The organism is Pseudomonas sp. GW821-FHT07B01 (assembly GCF_059419065.1).
In genome coordinates, this window is record NZ_JBWKRA010000004.1 from 212895 (window position 1) to 238770 (window position 25876).

Consider the following 25876-nt stretch of genomic DNA (forward strand, 5'->3'; position numbering starts at 1 on the left):
GTTTTAGCGGCTGGCTTCGCGGCTGGTTTGGCAGCAGCGGTTTTAGCGACTGGCTTGGCAGCTGGTTTGGCAGCAGCAGGTTTAGCGGCTGGCTTCGCGGCTGGTTTGGCAGCAGCGGTTTTAGCGACTGGCTTGGCAGCTGGTTTGGCGGCAGCAGTTTTAGCAGCTGGCTTCGCGGCTGGTTTGGCAGCAGCAGTTTTAGCAGCTGGCTTCGCGGCTGGTTTGGCGGCAGCAGTTTTAGCAGCTGGCTTCGCGGCTGGTTTGGCAGCAGCAGTTTTAGCAGCTGGCTTCGCGGCTGGTTTGGCAGCAGCCGTTCTAGCAGTTGGCTTCGCGGCTGGTTTGGCAGCAGCGGTTTTAGCGACTGGCTTGGCAGCTGGTTTGGCAGCAGCAGTTTTAGCAGTTGGCTTGGCGGCTACTTTTGCAGGCGTACGAGCACCCAGTGCCTTAGCTACGGCTTCCTTCACACGGCCAACGCCTTGGGCCAATTTCAGGCTTTCTTGAGCGTCTTTTTTGAGTTGGGAAATGTAGCTGCGGGTTTCGGCTTGGCGATCCTTGAGAGCATCCAGCAGCTCTTCAAGTTCTTTGACCGCGCCTTTGGCTTTGGCTTGCGCCTTGGACTTGCCGGCAGTGGCGGCGTCTTGCAGTTTGGTGCGGGACTTGTGCAGTTTTTCTTGCGCTTTACCGCGTTGCTTTTCCAGTTTGGCGAGCAGTTTTTCTGCATCAGCCAAGGCTTGGGAGCACGCGCTTTCCAGATGTTCGAGCAGGCTGCCCGAAAGTTGTTGGAGCAAGTGCAACGGGGTATTTACAGGCTTCTGTTTGGCCGACATGGTTTACCTCCTGGCTGACGTGGGTGCGGCTCATACTAGCCCTCTGCTCTTACCGCCGCTAGGGCATGTTGACAGTATCGTTTGCGTTGCGTTGCAGCGTGCGAAAATTCTTATCGATATAACGGAAAACCACGTCACTTTTTACGCAGCCGCACTGGCATAATCCGTCGCACTTTCGCCGGGAGAATGCCCATGTCGCGTTACCTTTTACTAGTGTTCGGCTTGGCGATCTGCGTGGCCGATGCAAGCGAGCAACCCTCTTCAAACACCACCGCCGCAACCCCGCACGATCTTGCCTATAGCCTGGGCGCAAGCCTTGGCGAACGGTTGCGCCAGGAAGTCCCCGACCTGCAGATACAGGCCCTGCTCGACGGACTCAAGCAAGCCTACCAAGGCAAGCCACTGGCGCTGGATAACGCGCGCATCGAACAGATCCTCGCGCAGCACGAAACGCAGAACGCCGCCGACACCCAACGACCTCAAAGCGAAAAAGCACTCGCTGCCGAGCAGCAATTTCTCTCAAAGGAAAAAGCCACCGTCGGCGTTCGTCAGTTGGCCGATGGGATCCTGCTCACCGAGCTGGTAGCGGGCACTGGCAACAAGCCGTTGGCCAGCGATGAAGTGCACGTTAAATACGTGGGCCGACTGCCTGACGGAACTGTCTTCGACAAAAGTACGCAACCGCAATGGTTTCGGCTCAACAGCGTGATCAGCGGTTGGAGCAGTGCATTACAACAGATGCCGGTGGGTGCGAAATGGCGGCTGGTGATTCCTTCAGCCCAGGCGTATGGCGCAGACGGCGCAGGTGAGTTGATCCCCCCCTATACGCCGCTGGTGTTCGAGATCGAACTACTCGGCACTCGCCACTGACCCATAAAAAAACGGTGCGACATGCGCACCGTTTTCTTACCTCGCCACCAGCTTCAAGCCTGGGTGGCGGGTTCTTCCTTATGAGCGTTGTGCAGTACTTCGATCAAGCAATCTTCCAGCTCGAAACGCTCATGCAACAGCGCCCCCAACTCTTTGAATTTTTCCGCGACACATTTCCCGGCATCACACAGGTCGGTGAATGCCAGCAGCTTTTCAGTGATCACATCAATGCGCGGATAAAGCGTCTCAGCCAACTCCAGGCCACGCTGATCATCGAAGGCTTCGGCCTCCTTGGTCAGTTGCTCGTAGACGCCGAAATGGCCAGCAGACACGTAGTCCACCAACACCTCACAGAACTCCTGCAACGGCTTGCGATTCTCAGCCAACGCTTCGGGCTTGGCGCCGAGAGCATCAAAGGCCCGAACCAGTTCGTGACGTGCCTTCAACCAGCTGTCGATCAGCTTGTGCACCCCACCCCAGCGTTCCTGAGCATTCTGACAACTTTCCAACATGATGATCTCTCTTCCCTATTGGGGCGCCGCAGCTCTGTACCTGCGCAACACTTCAAGGATGAAGCAGCAGACGGACAAGGCCGCGTCTGACAAGCGGTTTGAATAACGCGTGCGGGCCAGATTATGCCCGCATGACTATGGCTTCAAGGTACGCAGGAGAGAATGTTCATACAAGTGTTTAATCCGCTCCTACAACCTGAGTCTCGTTTTCAAGGTGTTGCGAGGCGCAAATGCCTGCCGAACAACAACCGTGACACCTGCATGAACCCCAGGATCAGCATCGCCACGAAGAACAACAGGCTCCACTCAGGCAAGCTCAGGTCAAACAGCGTCCAGTTGATTTCGACACAATCGACCGTGCCATTGAACACCGAGCGCATTGCCTGCCAGACAGACAGGTTTTCAAGCATGTGCTGCACGCTGGGCCAGCAATCCCCGACCTGACTGGCCGGCCTGTTCTGCAACAGCACTTGCCTGCCTGCGGTGATGGCGCCCAACAACGCACAGGCCATGCTCGCCAGCCCGTAGAGGCAATGGCCGGAACGCCCAGGTCTGTGAAGCGCCGCAATCAGGTTGATCAAGGCAAAAGACGCGAGGAACAGGCGCTGTACCTGGCATAGAAAACAAGGTCGTAGCAGCGCGCCGTATTGAAGATAGAAAGACGCGCCCAACGTCAGCGCACCCGCCATGAACGCCAGGAAAAACAAAGAGCGTAAAGGGGCCAAAGACATTGTTTATCCGCACTGCAAGAGATAGGTCGCTACGGTAGAGGAAAGGCCCGACCCCTTTCAATACGCCCTAGAGCGGACATTTCCTCGAAAACATAAGGACATCCCGCCACGGGCCCGAGGAAAATCAGCCAAGACAAGTAGGAATTAGTAACAAAGCCAGTTAAGCCGAGGGGTTGCAGGGTTTGAAGGGTTGGGTGTCAGATCGGTCCTAGCCAACCCACCCACCCTTTCCTACTTCAAACTCGCGCAGGCACTGGCAGCGGCGAGGACAGCAGACGATTGTCGAGCAACCCCAAGCCCTCCTGAAACAGCTGGTTGCTACGCTCGGTATCGCCCAATTGGGCCAGCAGGCGAGCCAATTCGGCGCAGGCTTCGGGATTGCGCTGTACTTGCAGGCTGCTTTCCAGATAATCCCGCGCCTTGCCCCACAGACTGTTTTGCAGGCACAGACGACCCAGCGTCAGCAGCAGGCTGGCATCGCCTGGATGGTCCTTGAGCCAGCCTTCGGCAAACTTCAGTTGCCGCGCAGGATCACTGCCGCGCAGCAGGCCATACAACCGGATCAGGTGACTGTCATAACCGCGTTTAAGGGCGCCACGCAGCACTTCTTCGGCCTTGGCATCCGCGCCCAATCGACGCAGTTGGTCGGCATACGCCAACACCAGTTGTGGCTGTTGGCGCTGGGCAGCGGTCAGTTGCTCCCATGCGCGTTCCAAGGACTGCAACCCGGCTTCGCCTTGCTCTTCACGCTGGGCCGCCAGGCTCAGGTTCTCGCCCCAGGCGCGACGCTCCAGCTCGGCCAGTTCATTGGCGGGCAAGACTTTGTCCTTGCGCAGCTCAGGCAGCAGGCGAATCACAGACGACCAATCGCCACGCTGCTGATGCAGGCGTTGCAGTTGTCGCAGCACTTGCGCGTTATGCGGGTGACGCTCATGCATCGCCTGAAGAGTGACCAGTGCGCCTTCCGTATCGCCACGGTCCATCTGCAACTGCGCATGGCTCAGTGCAATGGCCAGTTCGGCCTGGGGCTGGCGTTCCAACGCACGCTCCAGCAAGCCGTCGGATTCCTCATAACGGCCCTGTTCATTGGCCGCACGGGCGGCACCGATGTAATACAGCAGGGGTTGGCGCTCTGCTTCGGCGGCGCGGTGCAGGTGACGTTCGGCGCTGGCCCAGCGGCCCTCGGCGAGGTCCATCTGGCCTTGCTCGATAGCGATCTGCACACGACGGCTGCGGTTGCGTCGTGACCACGGGTTGACCACGCCACCGGATGTGGTGACCAGGCTCCATAACACGCGGATCAGGTAAATCGCCAGGCCAATGGCGAACACCGCCACCAATGTCGCCCACAGGCTTGATTCGTAATGCAGCAGGTGAGGATAAGTAATCAACACGTAGCCGGTGTGTTTCGAAATGCCCACACCCAGGGCCAGCGCGAGCGCAATCGCGAGCACCAGGATCACATAGAAACGCTTCATCAGCTCTACTCCTGGGTCGCCGGTTTGCCAGCCGAAGCCTTGGCTTCGTCGGCAGACTGATGACGGCGTTCAAGGTACGCCTGCACGGCAGCCAGGCTCGCAGCCAGGTCAGGCGTGACCACCGACACCGCCTTGGGCTCAAGCTCGGCAATACGCGCCAGCATCGCCTTGCTCTGCGGGTTGTCCTGGTTGAAGTTGTCCTGCAATACGCTGCGGGCTTCTCCCAACGAGCGGCTGTACACCGCCGCCTCGCCGTTAAGCGCAGCCCATTGGGCTTGCTCCAGCGCCAGGCTCAAGGCCAGCCGCACTTGGTTCAGGCCTTGGCCTGCCAACAAGGGACGGATGTTGTCATCCGGGTTGAAGTCGATGCGGAAATAACGGGAGATCTGCTCCCACCACTGGCTCAACTGGTTCTGCGTATCGCTGGTGGGACGCCCCTGGGAAGCAGGCTCCGTGAGCTGATACTCCGGGGCAATCGCCGCCAGTTGCACCACCTGGTCACGCAAGGCAGCCAATTGCAGGTACAGGCCGGTACGGTCCGGTTGCTCGGTGCTGCGCAGCGCGGCCAGGCTCTTGGCCAATTGCTCCCGTGCAGCGAAAGCCCCTGGGTCGCTCTGCTCGCGAAGAATTTCGTCGGCCCCCTGCACCAGCGACTGGGCGCTGTTGATGTCTTGCAAGGCGGACAAACGCAAGCTGGCCAGACGGATCAGATGCTCGGCCTCGGCCAGGCGCCAGTCCTTGCGGCTGGCACCCAACACGGTTTCCAGACGCTGGTTGAGGCGCTGCTGATCACCCTGCAATTGAGTGACCAGGCGGCGACGCTCTTCCAGCTCATCCGCACCCGGCAACTGCGCCAGCCGGGCGGCCAGCTGTTGCTGGCCTTGCTTGAGGCTCTGGGACTGGTCATCCAGGGTCTGCACCTGGCCCAGTTGGTGCTGGCTGCTGGCTTGCAGGGCACGGACCTGCCAGATCCCCCAGCCGCCGGCGGCTACGCCCGCAGCGCCCAACAGCAAGGCGACGACTGCCAGGCCATTGCCACGGCGTGGCGCGCTGACCGGTGTCTCGACCGGCGCATCAAGCGCGGGCTGAGCTTCATCTTTAGGCAAGGCTGTTTCGCTCACGTATCCGTCCTTTGCGTATCAGAGAGTGGGAACGGGATAGCTCCCTAACGCCACTAACAAAGCCGCGGCACTCGCGCCGCGACAATCCACAACTTTTTCTGCGCCCGCGGCCCGCGCCATTTCATATACACGCGGGCTGGGCACGAACAACGGCAGCTGTGCCACCTCTGGCCAATCGGGGCCGGCTAACGCGTGCAGGTGTAAAAAACCCTGCCCACTGCTGACCACCAGGCCGTTCAAGCGTTCCAACTGGATGCGTTGCATCAACGCGCCCTTCTCATACACCGGAAGAAAACGCCGATACAATTCCAGGTATTCGACACTAGCACCTTGCTCGCGTAAACGCTCTGCCAGCAACTCACGCCCGCCCTCGCCGCGCAGGATCAACACCCGGGCACCCGGCACTGCAATAGCCTCGCGCAAGGCGGGCAGTTCAAGCAAGGCCTCGCTGTCATCGCCCGTGGCGGGATAGTGAACGTTGAGGCCATGATCGGCCAATATCTGGGCCGTGGCCGCGCCGACACTGAACCAGGGCATTGGCGGCACACTGCCCCCCAATCGCTGCAACGCCAGGCGTGCAGCCGGCTTGCTCACTGCGATGACAGCGCAATAGCGCGGCAGCGCGCCGAACACCGCGCGTTGCTCTGCGGTCACCGGCAAGGCTTCAGTCTCCAGCAAGGGCAAGCAGTTGCTGTGAATACCGCTCTGGGCCAATAACGCCGCCACGGCCGTCGACTCCTCGGCAGGCCGCGTCAGCAGCACTCGCCATTTGGTCACTGCGGGCCGGCCTCGCCATAGACTTTTTGCAAAATGGCACCCGCGCCTTTTTCCAGCAGTTCCTCGGCGACCTGAATCCCCAGGGCCGTGGCATCACGCTGCGGCCCACGCACCTCGGCGGTCAGCAGGTTACCGCCGTCCGGATCACCAACCAGGCCACGCAGCCACAGGTTCTCACCCTCGAGTACGGCATAGCAGGCGATGGGCACCTGGCAGCCACCGTTGAGGTGTTTGTTCAAGGCACGCTCGGCGGTAACAAGCACTTCGGTGTCCGCGTGATCGAGAGGCTCGAGCAGTGCGTGAATTTCGCTGTCGGCGGTGCGACATTCGATGCCGACTGCACCCTGCCCGCCAGCTGGCAGGCTGTCTTCGACGCTGATGGCCGAGGTGATGCGGTCTTCAAAGCCAAGGCGGATCAGGCCGGCAGCGGCGAGGATGATCGCGTCGTATTCCCCGGCGTCCAGCTTGGCCAGGCGCGTGTTGACGTTGCCACGCAAAAAGCGGATCTGCAGATCGGGACGCCGCGTCAGCAACTGGGCCTGGCGACGCAGGCTGGAGGTGCCGACAATACTGCCCGGCGGCAATTCGTCCAGGGACGCGAAGGTGTTGGAAACGAAGGCGTCGCGCGGGTCTTCGCGCTCGCAGATACAAAAAAGGCCCAGGCCTTCAGGGAAGTCCATGGGCACGTCTTTCATCGAATGCACGGCAATGTCGGCTTCGTTGTCCAGCAGCGCAGTTTCCAATTCCTTGACGAACAGGCCCTTGCCGCCGATTTTCGACAATGGCGAGTCCAGCAGCTTGTCGCCGCGACTGACCATGGGCACCAGGGAGACCTTGAGGCCGGGATGGGCCTGCTCAAGGCGTGCTTTGACGTATTCGGCCTGCCACAAGGCCAAGGCGCTTTTACGGGTGGCGATGCGGATTTCGCGAGAGGACATGGATCAATCCGTACTGAATAGATACGGCGGATAATAACAGCTCAGGCAAATACGCTTTGATTTGAATCAGCAAGTGCGGGGCCTCCCTGGCCACGCCGCACCGGGATAAGGAATGCAGACCGCGCCGCAGCCCTTGGGCTAAAGCTGCTGCATCATTTTGCGCACGCCAGCAACATGGCGTCGGCTGACGATCAACGCATCGCCATTGAGCCCCTTCAGGAACAACTGAAAGTGCCCCAGGGGCGTGCGCTGCAGGCGCTCGATACGTTCACGGGCGACCAGCGCGTTGCGATGAATGCGCACGAAACGCTCGCCAAACTCGTCTTCAAGCGCCTTGAGCGGCTCATCGAGCAACACTTCACCGGTCTCGTGGCGCAAGGTCACGTATTTGTGATCGGCAATAAAGTAGACCACCTGGCCGAGTGGGATCAGTTCAATGCCCTTGCGGGTACGCGCGCTGATATGGCTGCGTGGCCCGTTACCACTTTGCGCAGCCGGTTGCGTCAAGGCTGCCAGTTGGGCGCGGCTGGGACGCTCGGCTTTTTTCAAAGCTTTGAGCAAGGCTTCAGCAGTGGCCGGCTTGACGAGAAAACTGACACCGCTGTCTTCCAGCGCTTGTGCAGAAAACTCATCCTGCGCCGCACACAACACCACGGCGGGCGGCGATTCGCGTTCGCTCAAGCGGGCGGCGACCTGCAGGCCATCAAAGCCCGGCATGCGGATATCGAGCAGCACTACATCCGGCTTGTGGCTGTCGATCAGCGTCAACGCCTCTTCGCCGCTGGTGGCGCTCGGTTCAAGGACTGTATAACCCTCGAGTTCACTGACCAGACGGCTCAGTCGCTCGCGGGCTTGGGGTTCGTCATCAACGATCAGGACATTCATATTGCGCTGGATTCCTGCGTGAGTCTCGCACAAGGATAGCGTAGACAGGTGCGGTGACTGACGTCACAGCGATCCACGCTAAGACTAGCGCGAGCGGCAAAAAGTGCCCTGAGAATGGCACCCAAATTTACCCGGACCTGTTCAATAGCGCCCAAGACCAGCTGCCTTCGGGCATCGTCGTAGGGTTCACTGATAAACAATCCGAATACCCCCCTGTTTAATGGATAGTCTGGTTATGACCGCATCACCCGACTTTGGTGCATTCACACACTATCAGTCCAACTGTAGACGCTCACTGAGGCGACATTGCTCAATCGTCAAATATCGTTTCAATAAGTACCTGTCACCAGTCTCGTCCCGGACGCGGTCGGCGGCAAGGCACTTAGCCATCTCTTACACAAATAAAATTGCCGACCACCCGCAGCACCGCCTTCACGGGCAACCCTGTTATGATCGCCGGCACACCTTCATGCCTCTTTTAAGCACATCACGAGCGAATCCATGAGCACCGACAAGACCAACCAGTCCTGGGGCGGCCGCTTCAGTGAACCCGTCGACGCCTTCGTCGCGCGCTTCACCGCCTCCGTCACCTTCGATCAACGCCTGTACCGCCACGACATCATGGGCTCCATCGCCCACGCCACGATGCTGGCCAAGGTCGGCGTGCTGACCGACGCCGAGCGTGACAGCATCATCGACGGCCTGACCACCATCCGCGGTGAGATCGAGGCAGGGACGTTCGACTGGCGCGTCGACCTGGAAGACGTGCACATGAACATCGAGGCACGCCTCACTGATCGCATCGGCGTGACCGGCAAAAAACTGCACACCGGCCGTAGCCGTAACGACCAGGTCGCCACCGATATCCGCCTGTGGCTGCGCGATGAGATCGACCTGATCCTGGGCGAAATCACCCGCCTGCAAAAAGGCTTGCTGGAGCAGGCCGAGCGTGAATCGGACACCATCATGCCCGGCTTCACCCACCTGCAGACCGCACAACCCGTGACCTTCGGCCACCACCTGCTGGCCTGGTTCGAAATGCTCAGCCGCGACTACGAACGCCTGGTCGATTGCCGCAAGCGCGCCAACCGCATGCCGCTGGGCAGCGCTGCACTGGCCGGCACCACCTACCCGATCGACCGTGGGTACACCGCACAGCTGCTGGGCTTTGACGCCGTGGGCGGCAATTCTTTGGACGGCGTGTCGGACCGTGACTTCGCCATTGAATTCTGCGCCGCCGCCAGCATCGCGATGATGCACCTGTCGCGCTTCTCCGAAGAGCTGGTGCTATGGACCAGCGCGCAATTCCAGTTCATCGACCTGCCGGACCGCTTCTGCACCGGCAGCTCGATCATGCCGCAAAAGAAAAACCCCGACGTGCCAGAGCTGGTGCGTGGCAAGAGCGGCCGTGTATTTGGCGCGCTGATGGGCCTGCTGACCCTGATGAAAGGCCAACCACTGGCCTACAACAAGGACAACCAGGAAGACAAGGAACCGCTCTTCGACGCCGCCGACACCCTGCGCGACTCGCTGCGCGCCTTTGCCGACATGATCCCGGCGATCAAGCCCAAGCACGCGATCATGCGTGAAGCGGCACTGCGCGGATTCTCCACCGCGACGGACCTGGCGGACTACCTGGTGCGCCGTGGCCTGCCGTTCCGTGACTGCCACGAAATCGTTGGCCACGCCGTGAAGTACGGGGTGGACACCGGCAAGGACCTTGCGGAAATGAGCCTGGAAGAACTGCGCCAGTTCAGCGACCAGATCGAGCAGGATGTGTTTGCCGTGCTGACCCTGGAAGGCTCGGTGAATGCCCGTAACCATGTGGGCGGCACTGCGCCAGCACAGGTCAAGGCAGCGGTCGTGCGCGGCAAAGAATTGCTCGCCAGCCGCTAAAACCGTGGCGAGGAGCTTGCTCCCGCTGGGCTGCGCAGCGGCCCCAAAATCTTGGGAGCGCTTCGCACTCCAGCGGGAGCAAGCTCCCTCGCCACAAAAGCGACTCTATTTCTTGGCCGCAATCATCGCCATGAACGCCGGCATCGCCGCCTGCCTGTCCGCCTCTACCTTCTGCGCATTGGGCATCTCATTCAGGCGCGCCAACAATGCCTTCGCCTTCGGCAACTGCTCCAGCAGGTCCAGCCCAAACAGCTTCTCGCCCACACCGCAGGCCAGGTTCAGGCTATACATGAAATACAGGTCCGCGAGGGTGAAGCTCTCACCTGCCACATAAGGCGCAAACTTACCGTGCCGGCCTAAAGTACCGATACCAAGCAGCAGCTCGGCCCTGGATTTTTCCTTGATCGCCTCCGGCACCTTCATGCCGAAAAAAGCCTCGGCGTAACACGCCCGCGCAGGCAGTTCGATGTACAGCTCGATCTCACGGCACAACGCCAACGCCTGAGCCCGCGCAAACGGATCGGCAGGCAGTAGCGCCGGGCCTTCCTGGCTCTGCTCGAGGTATTCGAGGATGACGCTGGTTTCGTTGATGAAACCCTGCTTCACACCCAGCACCGGCACTTTGCCGCGGGGGCTTACCGCCAAAGCTTCGGGGGTTTGACCGGCATAAAAAGGCACTTCTTCGAAGGGCAGTCCTTTCTCCAGCAACGCCAGCTTGACCATGTTGTAGTAGTTGCTGACCGAAAATCCGTAAAGCTTGAGCATCGCAAAGCCTCCAGGCCGGGTGTGGGGTTGGCTGCAAGAGTTATAGATCCTTGAGGGCACCCTGACCAGCAGCATCACCCACCTGAATGGGGGTAGACTGACGCCCTTTCCTTGAGGAGCCTGCCATGAGCGAGCCGACCGATATCGACAACGACGAAGAAGAATTCACCGAGACCACGCTGATCGAAGCCATCGAGAACCAGATCGAGAGCGATAACCCGCCAGCGGCCAAGGCTACGTTCAACAAACTGACCCTGGTGGGTTACGAGCGCGAAGATATCCTGAATCTGATGGCTCACGTGCTGGCGTTCGAGATCGACGCCATGCTCGAAGATGACCGCGCCTTCAATACCGAGTGGTATGAAACGGCACTGCGGGCACTGCCCGAGCTGCCGCCGGAAAAGGAATAACCCCGGCACGCAGCAACACGCTGGACAGTTCGGCAAAGTGCGTTCACCTTATGGCCTGCTAGCCTCTAATAAATTTTAGAAAGTCTGGAGTCCTTATGTCGTATACCCCTGAGTTGGTTGCCGAACTGGAAATCCTTGTACTCTTCCCCTTGGACAGCACCAAGGAAGGCTTGAAAGTCCATCAGACTGCCGCCCCTACTGCCATCGCCGCTGCCAAGCGCCTCCATGCCAAAGGGCTGATCGACCAACCGGACGGGGGCTACCTGACGAGCCTTGGCCGGGACGCTGCCGAGCAAGCCCAAACCCTGCTGACCATCCTCACCACTGCCAGCACCAAAGAAGCCGCCTGATACCTGATACTGCCCATGGAGTCCGCCGCCTGCGGATTCCGCGGGCACTGCTGCGTGGCATACAGAATTCTGACGCCAAAAAGCCATTTCCCTCTAAAACTCCTACGCTACTGTCTGTAAACTCCTGTATGGCCGCCCGCGTCGGGCCCTGCGAGCCAACGAGTTCGACATGACCCGCACCCATGAAATCCGCCCCGATCTGGACGAAGGCATCGACCGCAAGGTGCTGACCCAACTGCGCGCGCGTTTCATGACCCTCAATCAAGGCCGCATGTCCCGGGCCGTCGAGGGGCTGACGCCACGTCAGCAAAGCGTGCTGGCCTTGTTGCCGCTGTTTTTCCACGTCAATCACCCTCTCTTGCCGGGCTATGTCTCTAGCAGCACGCCGGCCGGGCTGTCGAATTTCGAACCGGACGCCCAGGCCCTGGCCGATGCCCAACGCCTGACCCGTTCGTTCTCCTATAAACCGCGCCACGGCAACCCGCCTACGCCGATCCACGGCTTGTTCCTGATGGGCAGCCTTGGCACCTTGGCCCAGGCCGATCAAAGCGATATGGACGTGTGGGTGTGCCACGCTCCCCACCTGAGCGAAACCGAGCTGGCCGAGCTGCGCAAAAAGTGCCAACTGCTGGAAACCTGGGCCTTGGGCATGGGCGCCGAAGCGCATTTCTTCCTGATCGACCCGACGCGCTTTGTGTTGGGTGATCGCGACACCCAACTGAGTTCCGACGACTGCGGTACCACCCAGCACTACCTGCTGTTGGATGAGTTTTATCGCACCGCGATCTGGCTGGCCGGGCGCACGCCCATCTGGTGGCTGGTGCCGGTCTACGAAGAAAGCCGCTACGCCGAATTTACTCACACCCTGGTGTCCAAGCGTTTTATCCGCGCCGATGAAACCCTCGACCTCGGGCATCTGGCTCATATTCCTCCGGGGGAGTTTATTGGCGCCGGGCTGTGGCAACTGTTCAAGGGCATCGAGTCGCCCTACAAGTCGGTGCTCAAGCTGCTGCTGACCGAGGTCTACGCCAGCGAACACCCGAACGTGCACTGCCTGAGCCTGCGCTTCAAACAGGCGGTGTTCAGCCATCAGGTAGACCTGGATGAGTTGGACCCGTACATCATGGTCTACCGCCGTATCGAGGAGTACCTCAAGGCCCGCAACGAGCTGGAGCGCCTGGAATTGGTGCGGCGTAGCCTGTACCTGAAGGTCAACCGCAAGCTCAGCGCCGGCCAGCGCACCGCCGGTTGGCAACGGCAGCTGCTGGAACGCCTGGCGCATGAGTGGGGCTGGGACACGCGCCAACTGGCCCTGCTGGACAGCCGCAGCCAATGGAAAGTGCGCCAGGTCGCCTCCGAGCGCCGTGCTCTGGTCAATGAGTTGAACTACAGCTACCGCTTCCTCACCCAGTTCACCCGCAGCGAACAGACCGCCAGCGCGGTCAATAAGCGCGATCTCAATGTACTGGGCCGCCGCTTGTACGCGGCGTTCGAGCGCAAGGCCGGCAAGGTCGAGTTCATCAACCCCGGCATCGCCCCGGACCTGGCCGAAGATACCTTGACTCTGGTGCAGTCGCCCAACCGCAAGGAGCCGGGCCAATACCATTGGGGCCTGTATAACGGCAACCTTACCGCTCTCGAATGGGAACACTTTGCACCGATCAAACGCAGCCGCGACCTGCTGGAAATGCTCACCTGGTGCCATCGCAACGGTGTGATCGACAGCAGCACCCGCCTGGCACTGCACCCCGGCACCAGCGACATGACCGAGTTCGAGCTGTTCAACCTGCTGGGCAGCCTGCAACAGACCATCACCCTGCCCCTGGCCAGTGTCGACGAGGTCAGCTTGCTGCGCCCGGCAGTGCCAGAAGAGGTGCTGCTGCTGATCAACGTTGGGGTTGACCCGCTCAAGCATCATCGCGACCTGAATATCCTGATGACCACGGAGCGCACCGACTCCCTGAGCTATGCCGGCGTGCGCGACAACCTGGTGCTGACCCTGGACCAAGTCACACTCAACAGCTGGAACGAGGTGATGGTCAGCCGCTATGACGGCCCGCACGCCCTGCTCGACTGCCTGCGCGACTACCTCAACCAACTGCCCTCGAACCATCTGCCACGCCTGCGAGTGCGTTGTTTTTGCCACAACCGGGCACAGTTCATTGCCCAGCGGGTGGAAGAGGTATTCGACACCGCGCAGCATCTGCTGCTCGGCCAGGGCAATCATCGCTACCTGCTCCAGGTGCAGCAGCATTATCACGTCATGGAACTGGTACCGGGCCAGGCCACCCATGTGTCACTGCCGACCCAGGACGCGCTGATCGCCTACCTCAGCGAGGAGCTGGTCAGCTATAGCCCGTGGCACCTGGACGCCATGGCCTTGGAAGACCACGACCTGGCGCTGCTGCTGCCCATGGGCCAAGCCGAGTGTGTGCAGGTGTTCTACCGCGTCAATGAAGGCTTCGCCGACGTCTATGTGCTCGACGAATTCAACGCGCTCTGGCAACAGCGCTTGCCGTTTCATGATGAGCAAAGCCTCTTGGCCCCACTGCAACGCTTTTTGCAATCGATCCTGTACCGTCGGGAAGCGCTATTGTCCCTGGACACCCAGCAACCTGCGGGCGAAGTACAGATCCTGTACTACCAACTGTTGCCATCGGGCAACGGCCGGGCGCGGGGCGTGGAGCCACGGCCGGCCCCGCAAGACCCGGCCAACAAGGCGTTTTATGACGTGCAGGCCATCATCGGTAAAGGCGCGCCAGGCCAGGTAGGGATCACCCTGTACTGCAATCAGCGGGAGTTTTCCGAACTGGAATTTGGCGACCAGCTGTTTGCAGTGGTCGCCCGGGAGATCGTCGGGCAACGTCGGGAAACCGAGCGTTACCGCGGCTATATCACTGACCTGGATCTGTCGGGACTGCTCGGTGATGTGCAAAGCCCAAGCAATCTGTACCTGCGCTATAAAGCCGAACTGGAACAGTCACTCAATGCGGCCTTGAATCAGGTTTAGAGCGGGAAGGCGCCGCCATCTTTGGGCTGGCCTTCGACGCTGAGCAATTCCAGCTTCAAGGTCTTGCCGCCTGGCGCCGGCCAGTCGATGTGCTGGCCCACTTGCAGGCCGAGCAATGCGCTGCCCACGGGTGCCATGATCGAAATCTTGCCTTCGTCGGCGTTCGCGTGCTTGGGGTAGACCAGCGTCAGGTGATAGTCCTTGCCGCTGCTTTGTTCACGGCAATGCACGCTGGAATTCATGGTCACGACACCCGCAGGCACTTCATCGTGACCAACCACGTCTTCGGCGCGGTCGAGTTCGGCTTGCAACGCTCGGGCGCCGGGAAACTCGTCGCCCAAGCGGTCGATCAGTTGCTCCAGACGCTGCACGTCAAGACGGGTAAGAATGATGGACGGTGCGGTGGTCATGATTCAGGCAGACTCCTTTTTTCTGCACAAAAAAGCAAAACCCCGCCAGGAAAAGGCGGGGTTCTCACGGACCTCGATGAATGGAGGTGTATCCGGACACTACCACAGCGACACAAATAAACAAGACGCCGTCAGGTGCTCGCCTTGCGCTGCTCGGCCTCGGCGCAGATCACCCGGCGCCGCGCATCGTCGGCAGAGCGCCATTCCCGGATGTCTTCCACATGGCGAAAGCAGCCAAGGCAGACTTTCCGCTCGTCCAGGCGACACAAACTGATACAAGGTGACGGCACCGCCGGGCTGACATTGCTGAACAGCGGCTTGGGCGGGCGTACGGCTACAGGCTCACTCACCATCAGATCTCGTCGAAATCCAGCTCGACGCCGGTGTATTCCTGAACCAGGCGCATGAGCATCTCACCCAGCAACTCTTCACTCTTGTCGCACTGCCATTTGCCGCTTTCTTCATCGTAGTCGAAGTGAACGCCACCGGAGCGCGCCGCCAGCCACAACTGACGCAGCGGCTCCTGGCGACTGAAGATCAATTGCTGGCCGCTCTCGAACTTGACCGTCAGCACACCGGCCGAGCTTTCCAGGTCCACGTCCAGGCCGCTGTCGTCGAAAATATCTTCCAGCTTCTCTTGGGTGGCATCCACCAGGTCGTGAAAACGGGCTTCGGTCAAACTCATTGTGGCAACCTCAAAAGTGTCTGGTTTTGCTCAAGCGCCGCACGATACGGGCGAGCTTCGCCGATTGCAAAGGATACTGATTTCATCACGGATGACGGTACGAAATATCCCCAGGCATCGTAGCCTGCTTCCCTACTGTCTCGGCAAACCCCCGCCGGACGGGTGGTGCGGCGCATAGGCAAGCTGGCGGGTGGTCGGTATACTCGGGCGCAATTAATGCATATTCAAGGATTTCGCCATGAAGCGCCTGATCTCTTCCCTTGCTGCGCTCGTCGCGGTCGCTTGCCTCGTTAGTGCCTGTGGCCAGAAAGGCCCGCTGTACCTGCCGGATGACAGCAAAGATCCAAACGAACAGGCGCAATCGTCGCAAAAGCCGTCAAAAGCCCATAAGCACGACACCTACTAAGTTAAGGGAAACTTATGGACGCTTTTAACTACCGGGACGGCGAGCTGTTCGCGGAAGGCGTGGCCTTGTCCGCGATTGCCCAGCGCTTCGGCACCCCGACCTATGTGTACTCGCGTGCGCATATCGAAGCTCAATACCGCTCGTTCACCGACGCCCTCGACGGCGTGCCGCACCTGGTGTGCTACGCAGTCAAGGCCAACTCCAACCTGGGTGTACTGAATGTCCTGGCGCGTCTTGGCGCTGGTTTTGACATCGTGTCCCGTGGCGAGCTGGAACGCGTACTGGCCGCCGGCGGCCAGGCTGACAAAATCGTCTTCTCCGGGGTCGGCAAGAGCCGCGAAGACATGCGCCGCGCCCTGGAAGTCGGCGTACATTGCTTCAACGTCGAATCCACCGACGAACTGGAGCGCCTGCAAGTCGTTGCCGCCGAAATGGGCGTTCGCGCGCCGATCTCCCTGCGCGTCAACCCGGATGTCGACGCCGGCACCCACCCGTACATTTCCACCGGTCTCAAAGAGAACAAGTTCGGCATTGCCATCGCCGACGCCGAGGACGTGTACATCCGCGCCGCTCAACTGCCAAACCTGGAAGTGCTGGGTGTCGACTGCCATATCGGCTCGCAACTGACCACTCTGCCACCGTTCCTGGATGCCCTCGACCGCCTGCTGGCCTTGATCGACCGCCTGGGCGAGTGCGGCATCTACCTGCACCACATCGACCTCGGTGGTGGCGTGGGTGTGCGCTATCGCGATGAAGAGCCGCCGCTGATTGCCGACTATATCCAGGCCGTGCGCGAACGCATCGAAGGCCGCGACCTGACGCTGATGTTCGAGCCGGGCCGCTACATCGTCGCCAACGCTGGCGTGTTGCTGACCCAGGTCGAGTACCTCAAGCACACCGAACACAAGGATTTCGCCATCGTCGATGCGGCGATGAACGACCTGATCCGCCCGGCGCTGTACCAGGCCTGGATGGATGTCACCGCCGTGACGCCGCGCACAAGCGAAGCCCGCGCCTATGACATCGTCGGGCCCATCTGCGAGACCGGCGACTTCCTGGCCAAGGATCGTGAGTTGGCGCTTGAGGAAGGTGATCTGCTGGCCGTGCATTCGGCCGGTGCCTACGGGTTTGTCATGAGTTCCAACTACAACACCCGCGGGCGTACCGCCGAGGTGCTGGTGGACGGTGATCAAGCATTTGAAGTGCGTCGCCGCGAGACGGTAGCCGAGTTGTATGCTGGCGAAAGCCTGCTGCCGGAGTAAGCCATGCTGCTGCGTTTTACCAAGATGCACGGGCTGGGTAATGATTTCATGGTCCTCGACCTGGTCAGCCAGCACGCGCACATCCTGCCCAAGCACGCCAAACAGTGGGGTGATCGCCACACCGGGATCGGTTTCGACCAGTTGCTGCTGGTCGAGGCACCGAGCAACCCGGAGGTGGATTTCCGTTACCGGATCTTCAACTCCGACGGTTCCGAAGTGGAACAGTGCGGCAACGGCGCGCGCTGCTTTGCGCGCTTTGTGCTCGACAAACGCCTGACTGCCAAACGCCAGATTCGCGTCGAAACCAAGGGCGGCGTGATCGAACTGGACATCCGCAATGATGGCCAGATCAGCGTCAACATGGGCGCCCCACGCCTGGTGCCGGCGGATATTCCGTTCCAGGCCACCGAGCAGGCCCTCAGTTACCCGCTGGATGTGGATGGCAAAACCGTGGAGGTCGCCGCCGTGTCCATGGGTAACCCCCATGCGGTGCTGCGGGTCATCGACATCAATAACGCCCCCGTGCATGAACTGGGGCCGAAGATCGAACATCACCCGCGCTTTCCGGCACGGGTCAATGTGGGCTTCCTGCAGGTGATCGACCGTAACCGTGCGCAATTGCGCGTATGGGAACGCGGCGCCGGCGAAACCCAGGCTTGCGGCACCGGTGCTTGCGCCGCTGCCGTGGCCGCGATCAGCCAGGGGTGGATGGATTCGCCACTGTTGATCGACCTGCCCGGCGGACGTTTGTCCATCGAATGGGCAGGCCCTGGCCACCCGGTGATGATGACCGGGCCAGCCACGCGTGTATACGAAGGACAGGTCCGTCTATGAGTGAGCCAAGCTAATGACCGATAAGCCTCAAGTACCCGCACACGCTACCCCGAGTGAAAGCCTGGAGGCCGCTGCTGTTGCGGCGTACCTTGAGGCTAATCCGGACTTCTTCGTCGAGCACGAAGAACTGCTGCCGGCCCTGCGCATCCCCCACCAGCGCGGCGATACCGTGTCGCTGGTGGAGCGGCAGATGAAGATCCTGCGCGAGCGCAACATTGAAATGCGCCACCGACTCTCTCATCTGATGGACGTGGCCCGCGACAACGACCGCTTGTTCGACAAGACGCGCCGCCTGATTCTGACCCTGATGGATGCCACCAGCCTGGAAGAAACGGTGATCGCCGTGGAAGACAGCCTGCGTGAGGATTTCCAGGTGCCCTTCGTCAGCCTGATCCTGTTCAGCGACAACCCGATGCCGGTGGGCCGCTGGGTCACAGGCGGCGAAGCGCAGACGGCCATCGGTGGCCTGCTGTCCGAAGGCAAGACCGTCAGCGGCACCTTGCGCGAGCATGAGCTGGACTTCCTGTTTGGCGCCGAACAGCGCAAGCAGATCGGCTCTACGGCCGTTATCGCCCTTAGCCATCAAGGCTTGCACGGGGTACTGGCCATCGCCAGCCGCGACCCGGCGCACTACAAAAGCTCGGTGGGCACGTTGTTCCTCACCTATATCGCCGAAGTGCTGGGCCGCGTCTTGCCACGCCACACCACCACCCTGCGCGCGGTGCGCTGATCATGGAGCGGCAACTGGACGCTTACTGCGCTCACCTGCGCAATGAGCGCCAGGTGTCGTCCCACACGCTGGAAGCCTATCGGCGGGACTTGAACAAGGTCCTGGCCTATTGCGAAAAGCAGCACGTCAGCAGTTGGAAGGCCCTGGATATCCAGGCCCTGCGCAGCCTGATCGCCCGGTTGCACCAACAGGGCCAATCCTCCCGCAGCCTGTCTCGCCTGCTGTCGGCGGTGCGCGGCCTCTATCACTACCTCAATCGCGAAGGGCTGTGCGACCACGACCCGGCCAATGGCCTGTCACCGCCCAAAGGCGAACGGCGCCTGCCCAAGACCTTGGACACAGACCGAGCCCTGCAATTGCTCGACGGTGCCGTCGAGGATGACTTCCTGGCCCATCGCGACCAGGCAATCCTCGAGCTGTTCTATTCCTCGGGCCTGCGCCTGTCGGAGTTGACGGGCCTGAACCTCGATCAGTTGGACCTCGCCGATGGCCTGGTGCAAGTGCTCGGCAAAGGCAGCAAGACGCGCGTACTGCCCGTGGGCAGGAAAGCCCGCGAAGCCTTGCAGCTATGGCTGCCGCTACGTCTCTTGACCAACCCGGCAGACGATGCCGTGTTTGTCAGCCAGCAAGGCCGGCGCCTGGGGCCGCGGGCGATTCAGCTGCGGGTCAAGGCTGCCGGCGAGCGCGAGCTGGGGCAGAATCTGCACCCGCACATGTTGCGTCATTCCTTTGCCAGCCACCTGCTCGAATCCTCCCAGGACCTGCGCGCCGTACAGGAGCTGCTCGGGCACTCGGATATCAAGACCACGCAAATCTACACCCACCTCGACTTCCAGCACCTGGCAACGGTGTACGACAGCGCCCATCCACGGGCCAAACGCATCAAGGGCGGCGACTCATGAGTATCAAGCTGATCACCTTCGACCTGGACGACACCCTCTGGGACAACGTACCCGTCATCATCAGCGCCGAAGCGTCGATGCGCGAATGGCTGGCGACCCACGCGTCCAAGGTCGGCGACCTGCCCCTTGAGCATTTTGCCAGCCTGCGCCAGCAGGTGCTGCAGCGTCATCCCGAACTCAAACACCGTATCAGCCTGCTGCGTCATCGCGTGTTGATGCATGCGTTCGAGGAGGCCGGTTACCCCCAGCCTGAGGCCACAGAGATGGCGGATGTCTGCTTCGAGGCATTCATCCACGCACGCCACCAACTCACCGTATTCCCGGAAGCCGAGCCGATGCTCAAGGCGCTGCGCCAGCACTTCCTGCTCGGCGTGATCACCAATGGCAATGCCGATGTGCAGCGTGTGGGCCTGGCGGACTACTTTCACTTTGCCCTGCGCGCTGAAGATATCGGCATCGCCAAGCCGGATGCACGGCTGTTTCAGGAAGCACTGCAACGTGGCGGTGTGGACGCCAGCGCGGCAGTGCATGTGGGCGATCATCCTGGGGATGACATCGCCGGCGCGCAGCAGGCGGGACTGCGGGCAGTGTGGTTCAACCCCACGGGCAAGGCCTGGGAGGGTGACAAGCGCCCGGATGCGCAGATTCGCAGCCTGACGGAGTTGCCGCCCTTGCTGAGTCGCTGGGGTTAACACTGCCCCCCAATGTGGGAGCTGGCTTGCCTGCGATAGCGGTGGGCCAATCAACACAGGGCTCGCAGATACACCGCTATCGCAGGCAAGCCGGCTCCCACAAGGTATTGCAGCGAACTGGTAAATGGCAGGCATGAAAAAGCCCGCAGCGACGGCGGGCTTTTTCTTACAAGCAGGAGGCAGACCTCAGATGGGTCGGCTGCCGTACTTGTTATCCGGCTTCTTCGGTGGATCAGCCACCACGTTGGCCTCGACTTCCTGCACTTTGCCGCCTTTAGCGAGGAACTCTTCCATCGCACGGGCCAGGGCATCGCGCTCTTTGTTCTTGGCTTCAACGCTCGGCAACTCGTCTACCGAAACAGCCGCCTTGGCTTTGCCTTTGGCTTTGGGAGCCGCGTCATCGCCAACACTGTCATCGACATCCTCAGCAACGTCTTCGGCCGCTACTTCAAGACCTTCTTCGGTGTCGTCTTCATCGCCTACTTCGAGGTCGTCTTGTTCCAGATCATCGTCGCTCATGTTCTACCTCATGACTTGCGAAAAGCAGATTAGTTATAGCCCAGCTTCACCCTCTGTCGAGGTCGCCGGAAAAAAATCAACATCCACCAGATAACCAGTGGCTTATGCCCCTTCACCGTGCAAGGTGGCGAGGACTTTACGAGCACCGCCATGATCACGGTGCTCGCCCAGATAAACACCTTGCCAGGTCCCTATCGCCAAGCGGCCGGCCTTGACCGGCAAACTCAACTGGCAGCCCAGCAGACTGGCCTTGAAGTGAGCCGGCAGATCATCCGGACCTTCGTCGTTATGTTCAAACCCTGCGCGACCCTGTGGCACCAGCAGGTTGAAAAAACGCTCGAAGTCACGGCGAACCGCCGGGTCGGCATTCTCGTTGACGGTCAACGAGGCCGAGGTGTGCTGCAGCCACAGATGCAACAGGCCCACACGGCACGCCTTCAACTCAGGCAAGCCGGCAAGCAACTCGTCCGTTACCAAGTGAAAGCCCCGGGGCTTGGCCCGCAGGGTAATCAGGGTCTGTTGCCACATACAGTTCTCCGCCCATCGGCGCGCATTCTAGCGCGCTCTGGGAAAAAACAAAGTGCCGAATACGCCTTCATGCCTGTAAGACATTTGCACTCTGAAAAGTGCCGTGTGGATCCCATCACAAAGTTGATAAAAAACCCATACACCTTTAGCCAAAGACAAACACCAGACAAAAAAATGCCCGGCAAGCCGGGCATGTTTTTTTCGCGTAGTTACAAGTTGTAGCCGCGCTCGTTGTGTTGCGCCAGGTCGAGGCCAACCGCCTCTTCTTCTTCGGTGACACGCAGGCCCATGACCATGTCGAGCACCTTGAGGATGACGTAGGTCACGATCGCCGTGTAGATCACGGTGAAGCCCACGCCTTTGCACTGGATCCAGACTTGGGCTGCGATGTCGGTCACGGTGCCGAAGCCGCCCAGCGCCGGGGCAGCGAACACACCGGTAAGGATCGCACCGACGATGCCGCCGATACCGTGCACGCCGAAAGCGTCCAGGGAGTCGTCATAACCCAGCTTGCGCTTGAGGCTGGTAGCACAGAAGAAGCACACCACACCGGCGACCAGGCCAATCACCAGGGCGCCCATCGGGCCCACGGTGCCCGCCGCAGGCGTCACGGCGACGAGGCCGGCGACCACGCCCGAGGCGATACCCAGTGCGCTGGGCTTGCCGTGGGTGATCCACTCGGCAAACATCCAGCCCAGGGCCGCAGCTGCGGTGGCGATCTGAGTCACCAGCATCGCCATGCCCGCTGTACCGTTGGCCGCCGCGGCGGAACCGGCGTTGAAGCCAAACCAGCCGATCCACAGCATGGCCGCGCCCACCAGGGTATAGCCCAGGTTATGCGGTGCCATCGGGGTGGTCGGGAAGCCTTTGCGCTTGCCGAGCACGATGCACGCCACCAGGCCAGCCACACCCGCGTTGATGTGCACAACGGTGCCGCCAGCGAAGTCCAGCACGCCCCAGTCCCACATCAGGCCGCCGTTGCCGCTCCAGACCATGTGCGCAATCGGCGCGTAGACCAGGGTGAACCAGATAGCCATGAAGATCAGCATTGCGGAGAACTTCATACGCTCAGCGAAAGCACCGACGATCAGCGCCGGGGTAATGATGGCAAAGGTCATCTGGAAGGTGATGAACACGGCTTCCGGAAACAGCGCCGCCGGCCCGGTGATGCTGGCCGGGGTGACCCCCGCCAGGAACGCCTTGCCCATGCCGCCGAAGAAGGAATTGAAGTTGACCACACCTTGTTCCATACCGGTGGTATCGAACGCGATGCTGTAGCCGTAGACGACCCACAGGATGCTGATCAGGCCAGTGATGGCGAAACACTGCATCATCACCGACAGAATATTCTTGGAGCGGACCATGCCGCCGTAGAACAGCGCCAGGCCAGGGATGGTCATGAACAGCACCAGCGCGGTGGCGGTAAGCATCCAGGCGGTGTCGCCGGAATTGAGGACTGGAGCAGCCACTTCATCTGCCGCCATGGCCAGGCTTGGCATTACGATGGACAGCAGGGCTCCGAGCCCTGCGAATTTACGCAGAGTCATATTGTTTTCTCCTGGGGCGTTGGGGTTTGGCGGCTTAGATTGCGTCGGTATCGGTTTCGCCGGTACGGATGCGAATAGCCTGTTCCAGATTGACCACGAAGATCTTGCCGTCACCGATCTTGCCGGTGTTGGCCGCCTTGGTTATCGCCTCGATAACCCGGTCAAGATCCTTGTCGTCAATGGCGACATCGATCTTCACCTTCGGCAGGAAATCGACCACGTATTCTGCGCCGCGATACAGCTCGGTATGACCCTTCTGCCGACCGAAGCCCTTGACCTCAGTAACGGTAATGCCCTGCACGCCGATCTCGGACAGTGACTCGCGAACATCGTCCAACTTGAACGGCTTGATGATGGCAGTGACTAGCTTCATGAAAACTCTCTCCCGAATTTGGTGGACTTGCCCCAGGAAAACAAACCCGTCTCAAGTCTAAGCGCAGTGCCTGGCTTTGTAACGCATCGTCGCCTCGGCATTTGCCGTCGCGACGCCAGCGAACCACTGGTGACGAGCCCTGTACCCCCGGATCCGTCGGCGCACTGCATTCGTCACAGCGACTGCATCAGTGCATGGGTCATGATCGTCTAAGCAGAAACCTTGCCAGCTCCGTAAAAACCACCGAAATCAATCCTTTACCCGCTTGTGCCCACCTACGGGGCGCCTGCGCGGCCGCAATGCGCATCAAAACAGTGCGAGGCCGCCCGCCCCAATGCGCGAAAACCGTGCGCAACGGGGCCTGAAAATGACTATAGACGCTGCGTGATACACTGCCGGCCAACTGTTTTCCGGAATATGTCCAATGCTCGCGCCCAAAGACTTCCTAGACGCCCTGAGCGGCCACGCCTCTCGCCTGTTCAGCGGCGACACGCCGCTGCCCCGCAATGAAATCGAAAGCCAGTTCAAGGCTTTGCTACAGAGTGGTTTCAGCAAGCTCGACCTGGTCAGCCGGGAAGAGTTTGACAGCCAGATGGTGGTGCTGGCCCGCACACGTGCACGGCTGGAGAGCCTGGAGGCGAAGGTGGCTGAACTTGAAGCACGGTTGACGCCACCTTCTGCTGAGTGAACGCAATTGTTGTGGGAGCTGGCTTGCCTGCGATCGCGGTTTATCAGCGGATGATTCTTTGCTGACACACCGCGATCGCAGGCAAGCCAGCTCCCACATTTGTTTTGCGTCGCCGCCCGGATACGTTCTGTAAAACCTCCCCGCCCCGCTCCATCCCACCTCGTCTACCCTTGGAAAAAACCGCAGGAAGCGGCCCTCCCATTCAAGGAACGAGCATGTCCCTCGCCATCGTCCACAGCCGCGCCCAGGTCGGTGTGGAAGCCCCAGCCGTCACTGTCGAAGTGCATATGGCCAATGGCCTGCCGTCTCTCACCTTAGTGGGTTTGCCCGAAACCGCAGTAAAGGAAAGCAAGGACCGCGTGCGCAGTGCCATCCTCAACTCGGCGCTGCAATATCCGGCCCGCCGCATCACGCTCAATCTCGCGCCCGCCGACCTGCCCAAGGACGGCGGGCGTTTTGATCTCGCGATTGCCCTGGGCATCCTGGCAGCCAGTGTGCAAGTGCCGGCGCTGATGCTCGATGACGTGGAATGCCTTGGGGAATTGGCGTTGTCCGGCGAGGTGCGCGCGGTGAAAGGGGTACTGCCTGCCGCGCTGGCAGCGCGCAAGGCCGGGCGCACCGTGATAGTGCCGCGCGCCAATGCCGAGGAGGCGTGCCTGGCGTCGGGGTTGAAGGTGATTGCGGTGGATCACTTGCTGCAAGTGGTGGCGCACCTGAATGGGCATGTGCCGATTGAGCCCTACAGGTCCGACGGTTTGCTGTACTTGAACAAGCCTTACCCAGACCTGAGTGAAGTGCAGGGCCAACTCGCGGCCAAGCGAGCATTGCTGATCGCGGCGGCAGGCGCGCATAACCTATTGTTCAGCGGGCCACCGGGCACCGGCAAGACTTTATTGGCCAGCCGGCTACCGGGCTTGCTGCCGCCGTTGAGCGAGCAGGAAGCGCTGGAAGTGGCCGCAATCCAGTCCGTGGTCAGCCTGGCACCGCTGAGCCATTGGCCAAACCGCCCGTTTCGCCAGCCGCACCACTCGGCATCCGGGCCGGCGCTGGTGGGTGGCGGCTCGAAGCCACAACCGGGGGAAATCACCCTGGCCCATCACGGGGTTTTGTTCTTGGATGAGCTGCCAGAGTTCGATCGCAAGGTACTGGAGGTGCTGCGCGAGCCATTGGAATCGGGACATATCGTGATATCCCGCGCCCGTGACCGAGTGCGCTTCCCGGCGCGCTTTCAACTGGTCGCGGCGATGAATCCCTGCCCCTGCGGCTACATGGGCGAACCCAGCGGGCGTTGCCGGTGTACGCCGGAGCAGATCCAGCGTTATCGCAACAAGCTATCCGGCCCTTTGCTGGACCGGATTGATTTGCACCTGACCGTCGCGCGGGAGGCCACTGCGCTGAGCCCCACTCAACCGGCGGGCGATACAACGGCCGATGCCTCGGTGCGGGTAGCCGAAGCACGCGAGCGTCAACAGCAACGCCAGGGGTGTGCCAATGCTTTTCTCGACCTGCCGGGGCTGCGCCAGCACTGCAAGCTGCCAAAGGTCGACGAGGGCTGGCTGGAGACCGCCTGCGAGCGACTGACACTGTCACTGCGGGCGGCCCATCGGCTGCTGAAGGTGGCGCGCACCCTGGCGGACCTGGACCAGATGGACGCCATCACCCGTGATCATCTGAAGGAGGCCTTGCAATACCGCCCAGCATCTCTCAGTTGAGCCTCCCACAATTTGATT

29 protein-coding genes are annotated in these 25876 nt (G+C 60.8%); 13 read left to right on the plus strand and 16 right to left on the minus strand.

The genetic code is table 11. The features are described from left to right. Window positions 1–827: AlgP family protein (locus AC07S6_RS06790; protein ID WP_495111960.1), on the minus strand; the 827-nt coding region annotated here is incomplete at its 3' end. A 192-nt stretch (window positions 828–1019) separates the two neighbouring features. Between AC07S6_RS06790 and AC07S6_RS06795 the strand changes: the two genes are divergently transcribed. After that, on the plus strand, window positions 1020–1697 hold the full coding sequence (locus AC07S6_RS06795; RefSeq protein WP_495111961.1) for an FKBP-type peptidyl-prolyl cis-trans isomerase: 678 nt from the start codon (window positions 1020–1022) through the stop codon (window positions 1695–1697). 53 nt (window positions 1698–1750) lie between these two features. Here the strand turns inward: AC07S6_RS06795 and AC07S6_RS06800 are convergent, their stop codons facing one another. The 7 genes from AC07S6_RS06800 to AC07S6_RS06830 form a co-directional block, all read right to left on the minus strand. Next, window positions 1751–2209, minus strand: a complete 459-nt coding sequence (locus AC07S6_RS06800; RefSeq protein WP_057975310.1) for an Rsd/AlgQ family anti-sigma factor — start codon at window positions 2207–2209, stop codon at window positions 1751–1753. Between the two features lie 209 nt (window positions 2210–2418). Then, entirely contained in the window at window positions 2419–2940 is a 522-nt protein-coding gene (locus tag AC07S6_RS06805) for a disulfide bond formation protein B (protein ID WP_197880326.1), read from the minus strand. A 236-nt stretch (window positions 2941–3176) separates the two neighbouring features. Beyond that, complete coding sequence (locus tag AC07S6_RS06810) at window positions 3177–4418, minus strand: heme biosynthesis protein HemY (RefSeq protein WP_014720444.1); 1242 nt, start codon at window positions 4416–4418, stop codon at window positions 3177–3179. 5 nt (window positions 4419–4423) lie between these two features. Further along, on the minus strand, window positions 4424–5539 hold the full coding sequence (locus tag AC07S6_RS06815; protein WP_014720445.1) for a uroporphyrinogen-III C-methyltransferase: 1116 nt from the start codon (window positions 5537–5539) through the stop codon (window positions 4424–4426). 18 nt (window positions 5540–5557) lie between these two features. After that, complete coding sequence (locus tag AC07S6_RS06820) at window positions 5558–6316, minus strand: uroporphyrinogen-III synthase (RefSeq protein WP_495111962.1); 759 nt, start codon at window positions 6314–6316, stop codon at window positions 5558–5560. Next, the gene (gene hemC, locus AC07S6_RS06825; RefSeq protein WP_495111963.1) at window positions 6313–7254 is read right to left on the minus strand and encodes a hydroxymethylbilane synthase; all 942 of its coding nucleotides are present in this window, start codon (window positions 7252–7254) and stop codon (window positions 6313–6315) included. Before hemC ends, AC07S6_RS06820 begins: the two co-directional genes overlap by 4 nt. A gap of 138 nt (window positions 7255–7392) precedes the next feature. Continuing rightward, window positions 7393–8139 (minus strand): LytR/AlgR family response regulator transcription factor, encoded by a 747-nt coding sequence (locus AC07S6_RS06830; protein WP_003195394.1) that lies wholly within the window; start codon window positions 8137–8139, stop codon window positions 7393–7395. 501 nt (window positions 8140–8640) lie between these two features. Between AC07S6_RS06830 and argH the strand changes: the two genes are divergently transcribed. Beyond that, window positions 8641–10035 (plus strand): argininosuccinate lyase, encoded by a 1395-nt coding sequence (gene argH, locus AC07S6_RS06835; RefSeq protein WP_490613476.1) that lies wholly within the window; start codon window positions 8641–8643, stop codon window positions 10033–10035. Between the two features lie 105 nt (window positions 10036–10140). Here argH and AC07S6_RS06840 read toward each other — a convergent pair whose 3' ends face one another. Next, window positions 10141–10800 carry a glutathione S-transferase family protein gene (locus AC07S6_RS06840; protein WP_197880323.1) on the minus strand — a complete coding sequence of 220 codons (660 nt, stop codon included), beginning with the start codon at window positions 10798–10800 and terminating at the stop codon, window positions 10141–10143. Between the two features lie 125 nt (window positions 10801–10925). On the opposite strand from AC07S6_RS06840, the gene AC07S6_RS06845 reads away from it, so the two are divergent. The 3 genes from AC07S6_RS06845 to AC07S6_RS06855 all read left to right on the plus strand — a co-directional run bounded on the left by AC07S6_RS06845 (window position 10926) and on the right by AC07S6_RS06855 (window position 14570). Next, entirely contained in the window at window positions 10926–11210 is a 285-nt protein-coding gene (locus tag AC07S6_RS06845) for a hypothetical protein (RefSeq protein ID WP_014720450.1), read from the plus strand. 95 nt (window positions 11211–11305) lie between these two features. Then, window positions 11306–11560, plus strand: coding sequence for a TIGR02647 family protein (locus AC07S6_RS06850; protein ID WP_003195403.1), 255 nt, complete (start codon window positions 11306–11308; stop codon window positions 11558–11560). A gap of 169 nt (window positions 11561–11729) precedes the next feature. After that, window positions 11730–14570, plus strand: a complete 2841-nt coding sequence (locus AC07S6_RS06855; RefSeq protein WP_495111964.1) for a class I adenylate cyclase — start codon at window positions 11730–11732, stop codon at window positions 14568–14570. On the opposite strand, the gene rnk is transcribed toward AC07S6_RS06855, so the two are convergent. From rnk to cyaY, 3 genes are all read right to left on the minus strand, one after another. Continuing rightward, window positions 14567–14980: a nucleoside diphosphate kinase regulator gene (gene rnk, locus AC07S6_RS06860; protein WP_014720453.1), complete on the minus strand. Its 414-nt coding sequence runs from the start codon at window positions 14978–14980 to the stop codon at window positions 14567–14569. The genes AC07S6_RS06855 and rnk overlap by 4 nt on opposite strands. Before the next feature lie 131 nt (window positions 14981–15111). Further along, the gene (locus tag AC07S6_RS06865) at window positions 15112–15333 is read right to left on the minus strand and encodes a DUF1289 domain-containing protein (RefSeq protein ID WP_186353363.1); all 222 of its coding nucleotides are present in this window, start codon (window positions 15331–15333) and stop codon (window positions 15112–15114) included. Next, entirely contained in the window at window positions 15333–15665 is a 333-nt protein-coding gene (gene cyaY / locus AC07S6_RS06870) for an iron donor protein CyaY (protein ID WP_034129050.1), read from the minus strand. The genes AC07S6_RS06865 and cyaY overlap by 1 nt, the downstream gene beginning before the upstream one ends. A gap of 238 nt (window positions 15666–15903) precedes the next feature. On the opposite strand from cyaY, the gene lptM reads away from it, so the two are divergent. The 6 genes from lptM to AC07S6_RS06900 are packed head-to-tail and all read left to right on the plus strand — an operon-like array spanning window position 15904 to window position 20491. Beyond that, window positions 15904–16071 carry an LPS translocon maturation chaperone LptM gene (gene lptM, locus AC07S6_RS06875; protein ID WP_003195417.1) on the plus strand — a complete coding sequence of 56 codons (168 nt, stop codon included), beginning with the start codon at window positions 15904–15906 and terminating at the stop codon, window positions 16069–16071. A 14-nt stretch (window positions 16072–16085) separates the two neighbouring features. Next, window positions 16086–17333 carry a diaminopimelate decarboxylase gene (gene lysA, locus AC07S6_RS06880; RefSeq protein ID WP_003195418.1) on the plus strand — a complete coding sequence of 416 codons (1248 nt, stop codon included), beginning with the start codon at window positions 16086–16088 and terminating at the stop codon, window positions 17331–17333. Between the two features lie 3 nt (window positions 17334–17336). Next, entirely contained in the window at window positions 17337–18167 is an 831-nt protein-coding gene (dapF, locus tag AC07S6_RS06885; protein WP_495111965.1) for a diaminopimelate epimerase, read from the plus strand. A gap of 13 nt (window positions 18168–18180) precedes the next feature. Further along, window positions 18181–18897, plus strand: coding sequence for a DUF484 family protein (locus AC07S6_RS06890; protein WP_014720458.1), 717 nt, complete (start codon window positions 18181–18183; stop codon window positions 18895–18897). A gap of 2 nt (window positions 18898–18899) precedes the next feature. Continuing rightward, entirely contained in the window at window positions 18900–19799 is a 900-nt protein-coding gene (gene xerC / locus AC07S6_RS06895; protein ID WP_014720459.1) for a tyrosine recombinase XerC, read from the plus strand. Beyond that, window positions 19796–20491 carry an HAD family hydrolase gene (locus AC07S6_RS06900; protein WP_102665828.1) on the plus strand — a complete coding sequence of 232 codons (696 nt, stop codon included), beginning with the start codon at window positions 19796–19798 and terminating at the stop codon, window positions 20489–20491. Before xerC ends, AC07S6_RS06900 begins: the two co-directional genes overlap by 4 nt. 186 nt (window positions 20492–20677) lie before the next feature. Here the strand turns inward: AC07S6_RS06900 and sutA are convergent, their stop codons facing one another. From sutA to glnK, 4 genes are all read right to left on the minus strand, one after another. Continuing rightward, window positions 20678–21010: a dormancy-specific transcriptional regulator SutA gene (sutA, locus tag AC07S6_RS06905; protein WP_073843438.1), complete on the minus strand. Its 333-nt coding sequence runs from the start codon at window positions 21008–21010 to the stop codon at window positions 20678–20680. A gap of 102 nt (window positions 21011–21112) precedes the next feature. Beyond that, window positions 21113–21538, minus strand: a complete 426-nt coding sequence (locus tag AC07S6_RS06910; RefSeq protein ID WP_003195429.1) for a secondary thiamine-phosphate synthase enzyme YjbQ — start codon at window positions 21536–21538, stop codon at window positions 21113–21115. A 209-nt stretch (window positions 21539–21747) separates the two neighbouring features. Continuing rightward, a complete protein-coding gene (locus tag AC07S6_RS06915) occupies window positions 21748–23085 on the minus strand; it encodes an ammonium transporter (protein ID WP_020302863.1) in 1338 nt (445 codons plus the stop codon). A 34-nt stretch (window positions 23086–23119) separates the two neighbouring features. Further along, window positions 23120–23458, minus strand: coding sequence for a P-II family nitrogen regulator (gene glnK / locus AC07S6_RS06920; protein ID WP_002555808.1), 339 nt, complete (start codon window positions 23456–23458; stop codon window positions 23120–23122). A gap of 424 nt (window positions 23459–23882) precedes the next feature. Between glnK and AC07S6_RS06925 the strand changes: the two genes are divergently transcribed. Both AC07S6_RS06925 and AC07S6_RS06930 read left to right on the plus strand, forming a co-directional pair. Continuing rightward, window positions 23883–24146 (plus strand): accessory factor UbiK family protein, encoded by a 264-nt coding sequence (locus tag AC07S6_RS06925; RefSeq protein ID WP_003195432.1) that lies wholly within the window; start codon window positions 23883–23885, stop codon window positions 24144–24146. Window positions 24147–24361: 215 nt separating this feature from the next. Next, window positions 24362–25858, plus strand: a complete 1497-nt coding sequence (locus AC07S6_RS06930) for a YifB family Mg chelatase-like AAA ATPase (protein WP_495111966.1) — start codon at window positions 24362–24364, stop codon at window positions 25856–25858. Window positions 25859–25876: the final 18 nt, after the last annotated feature.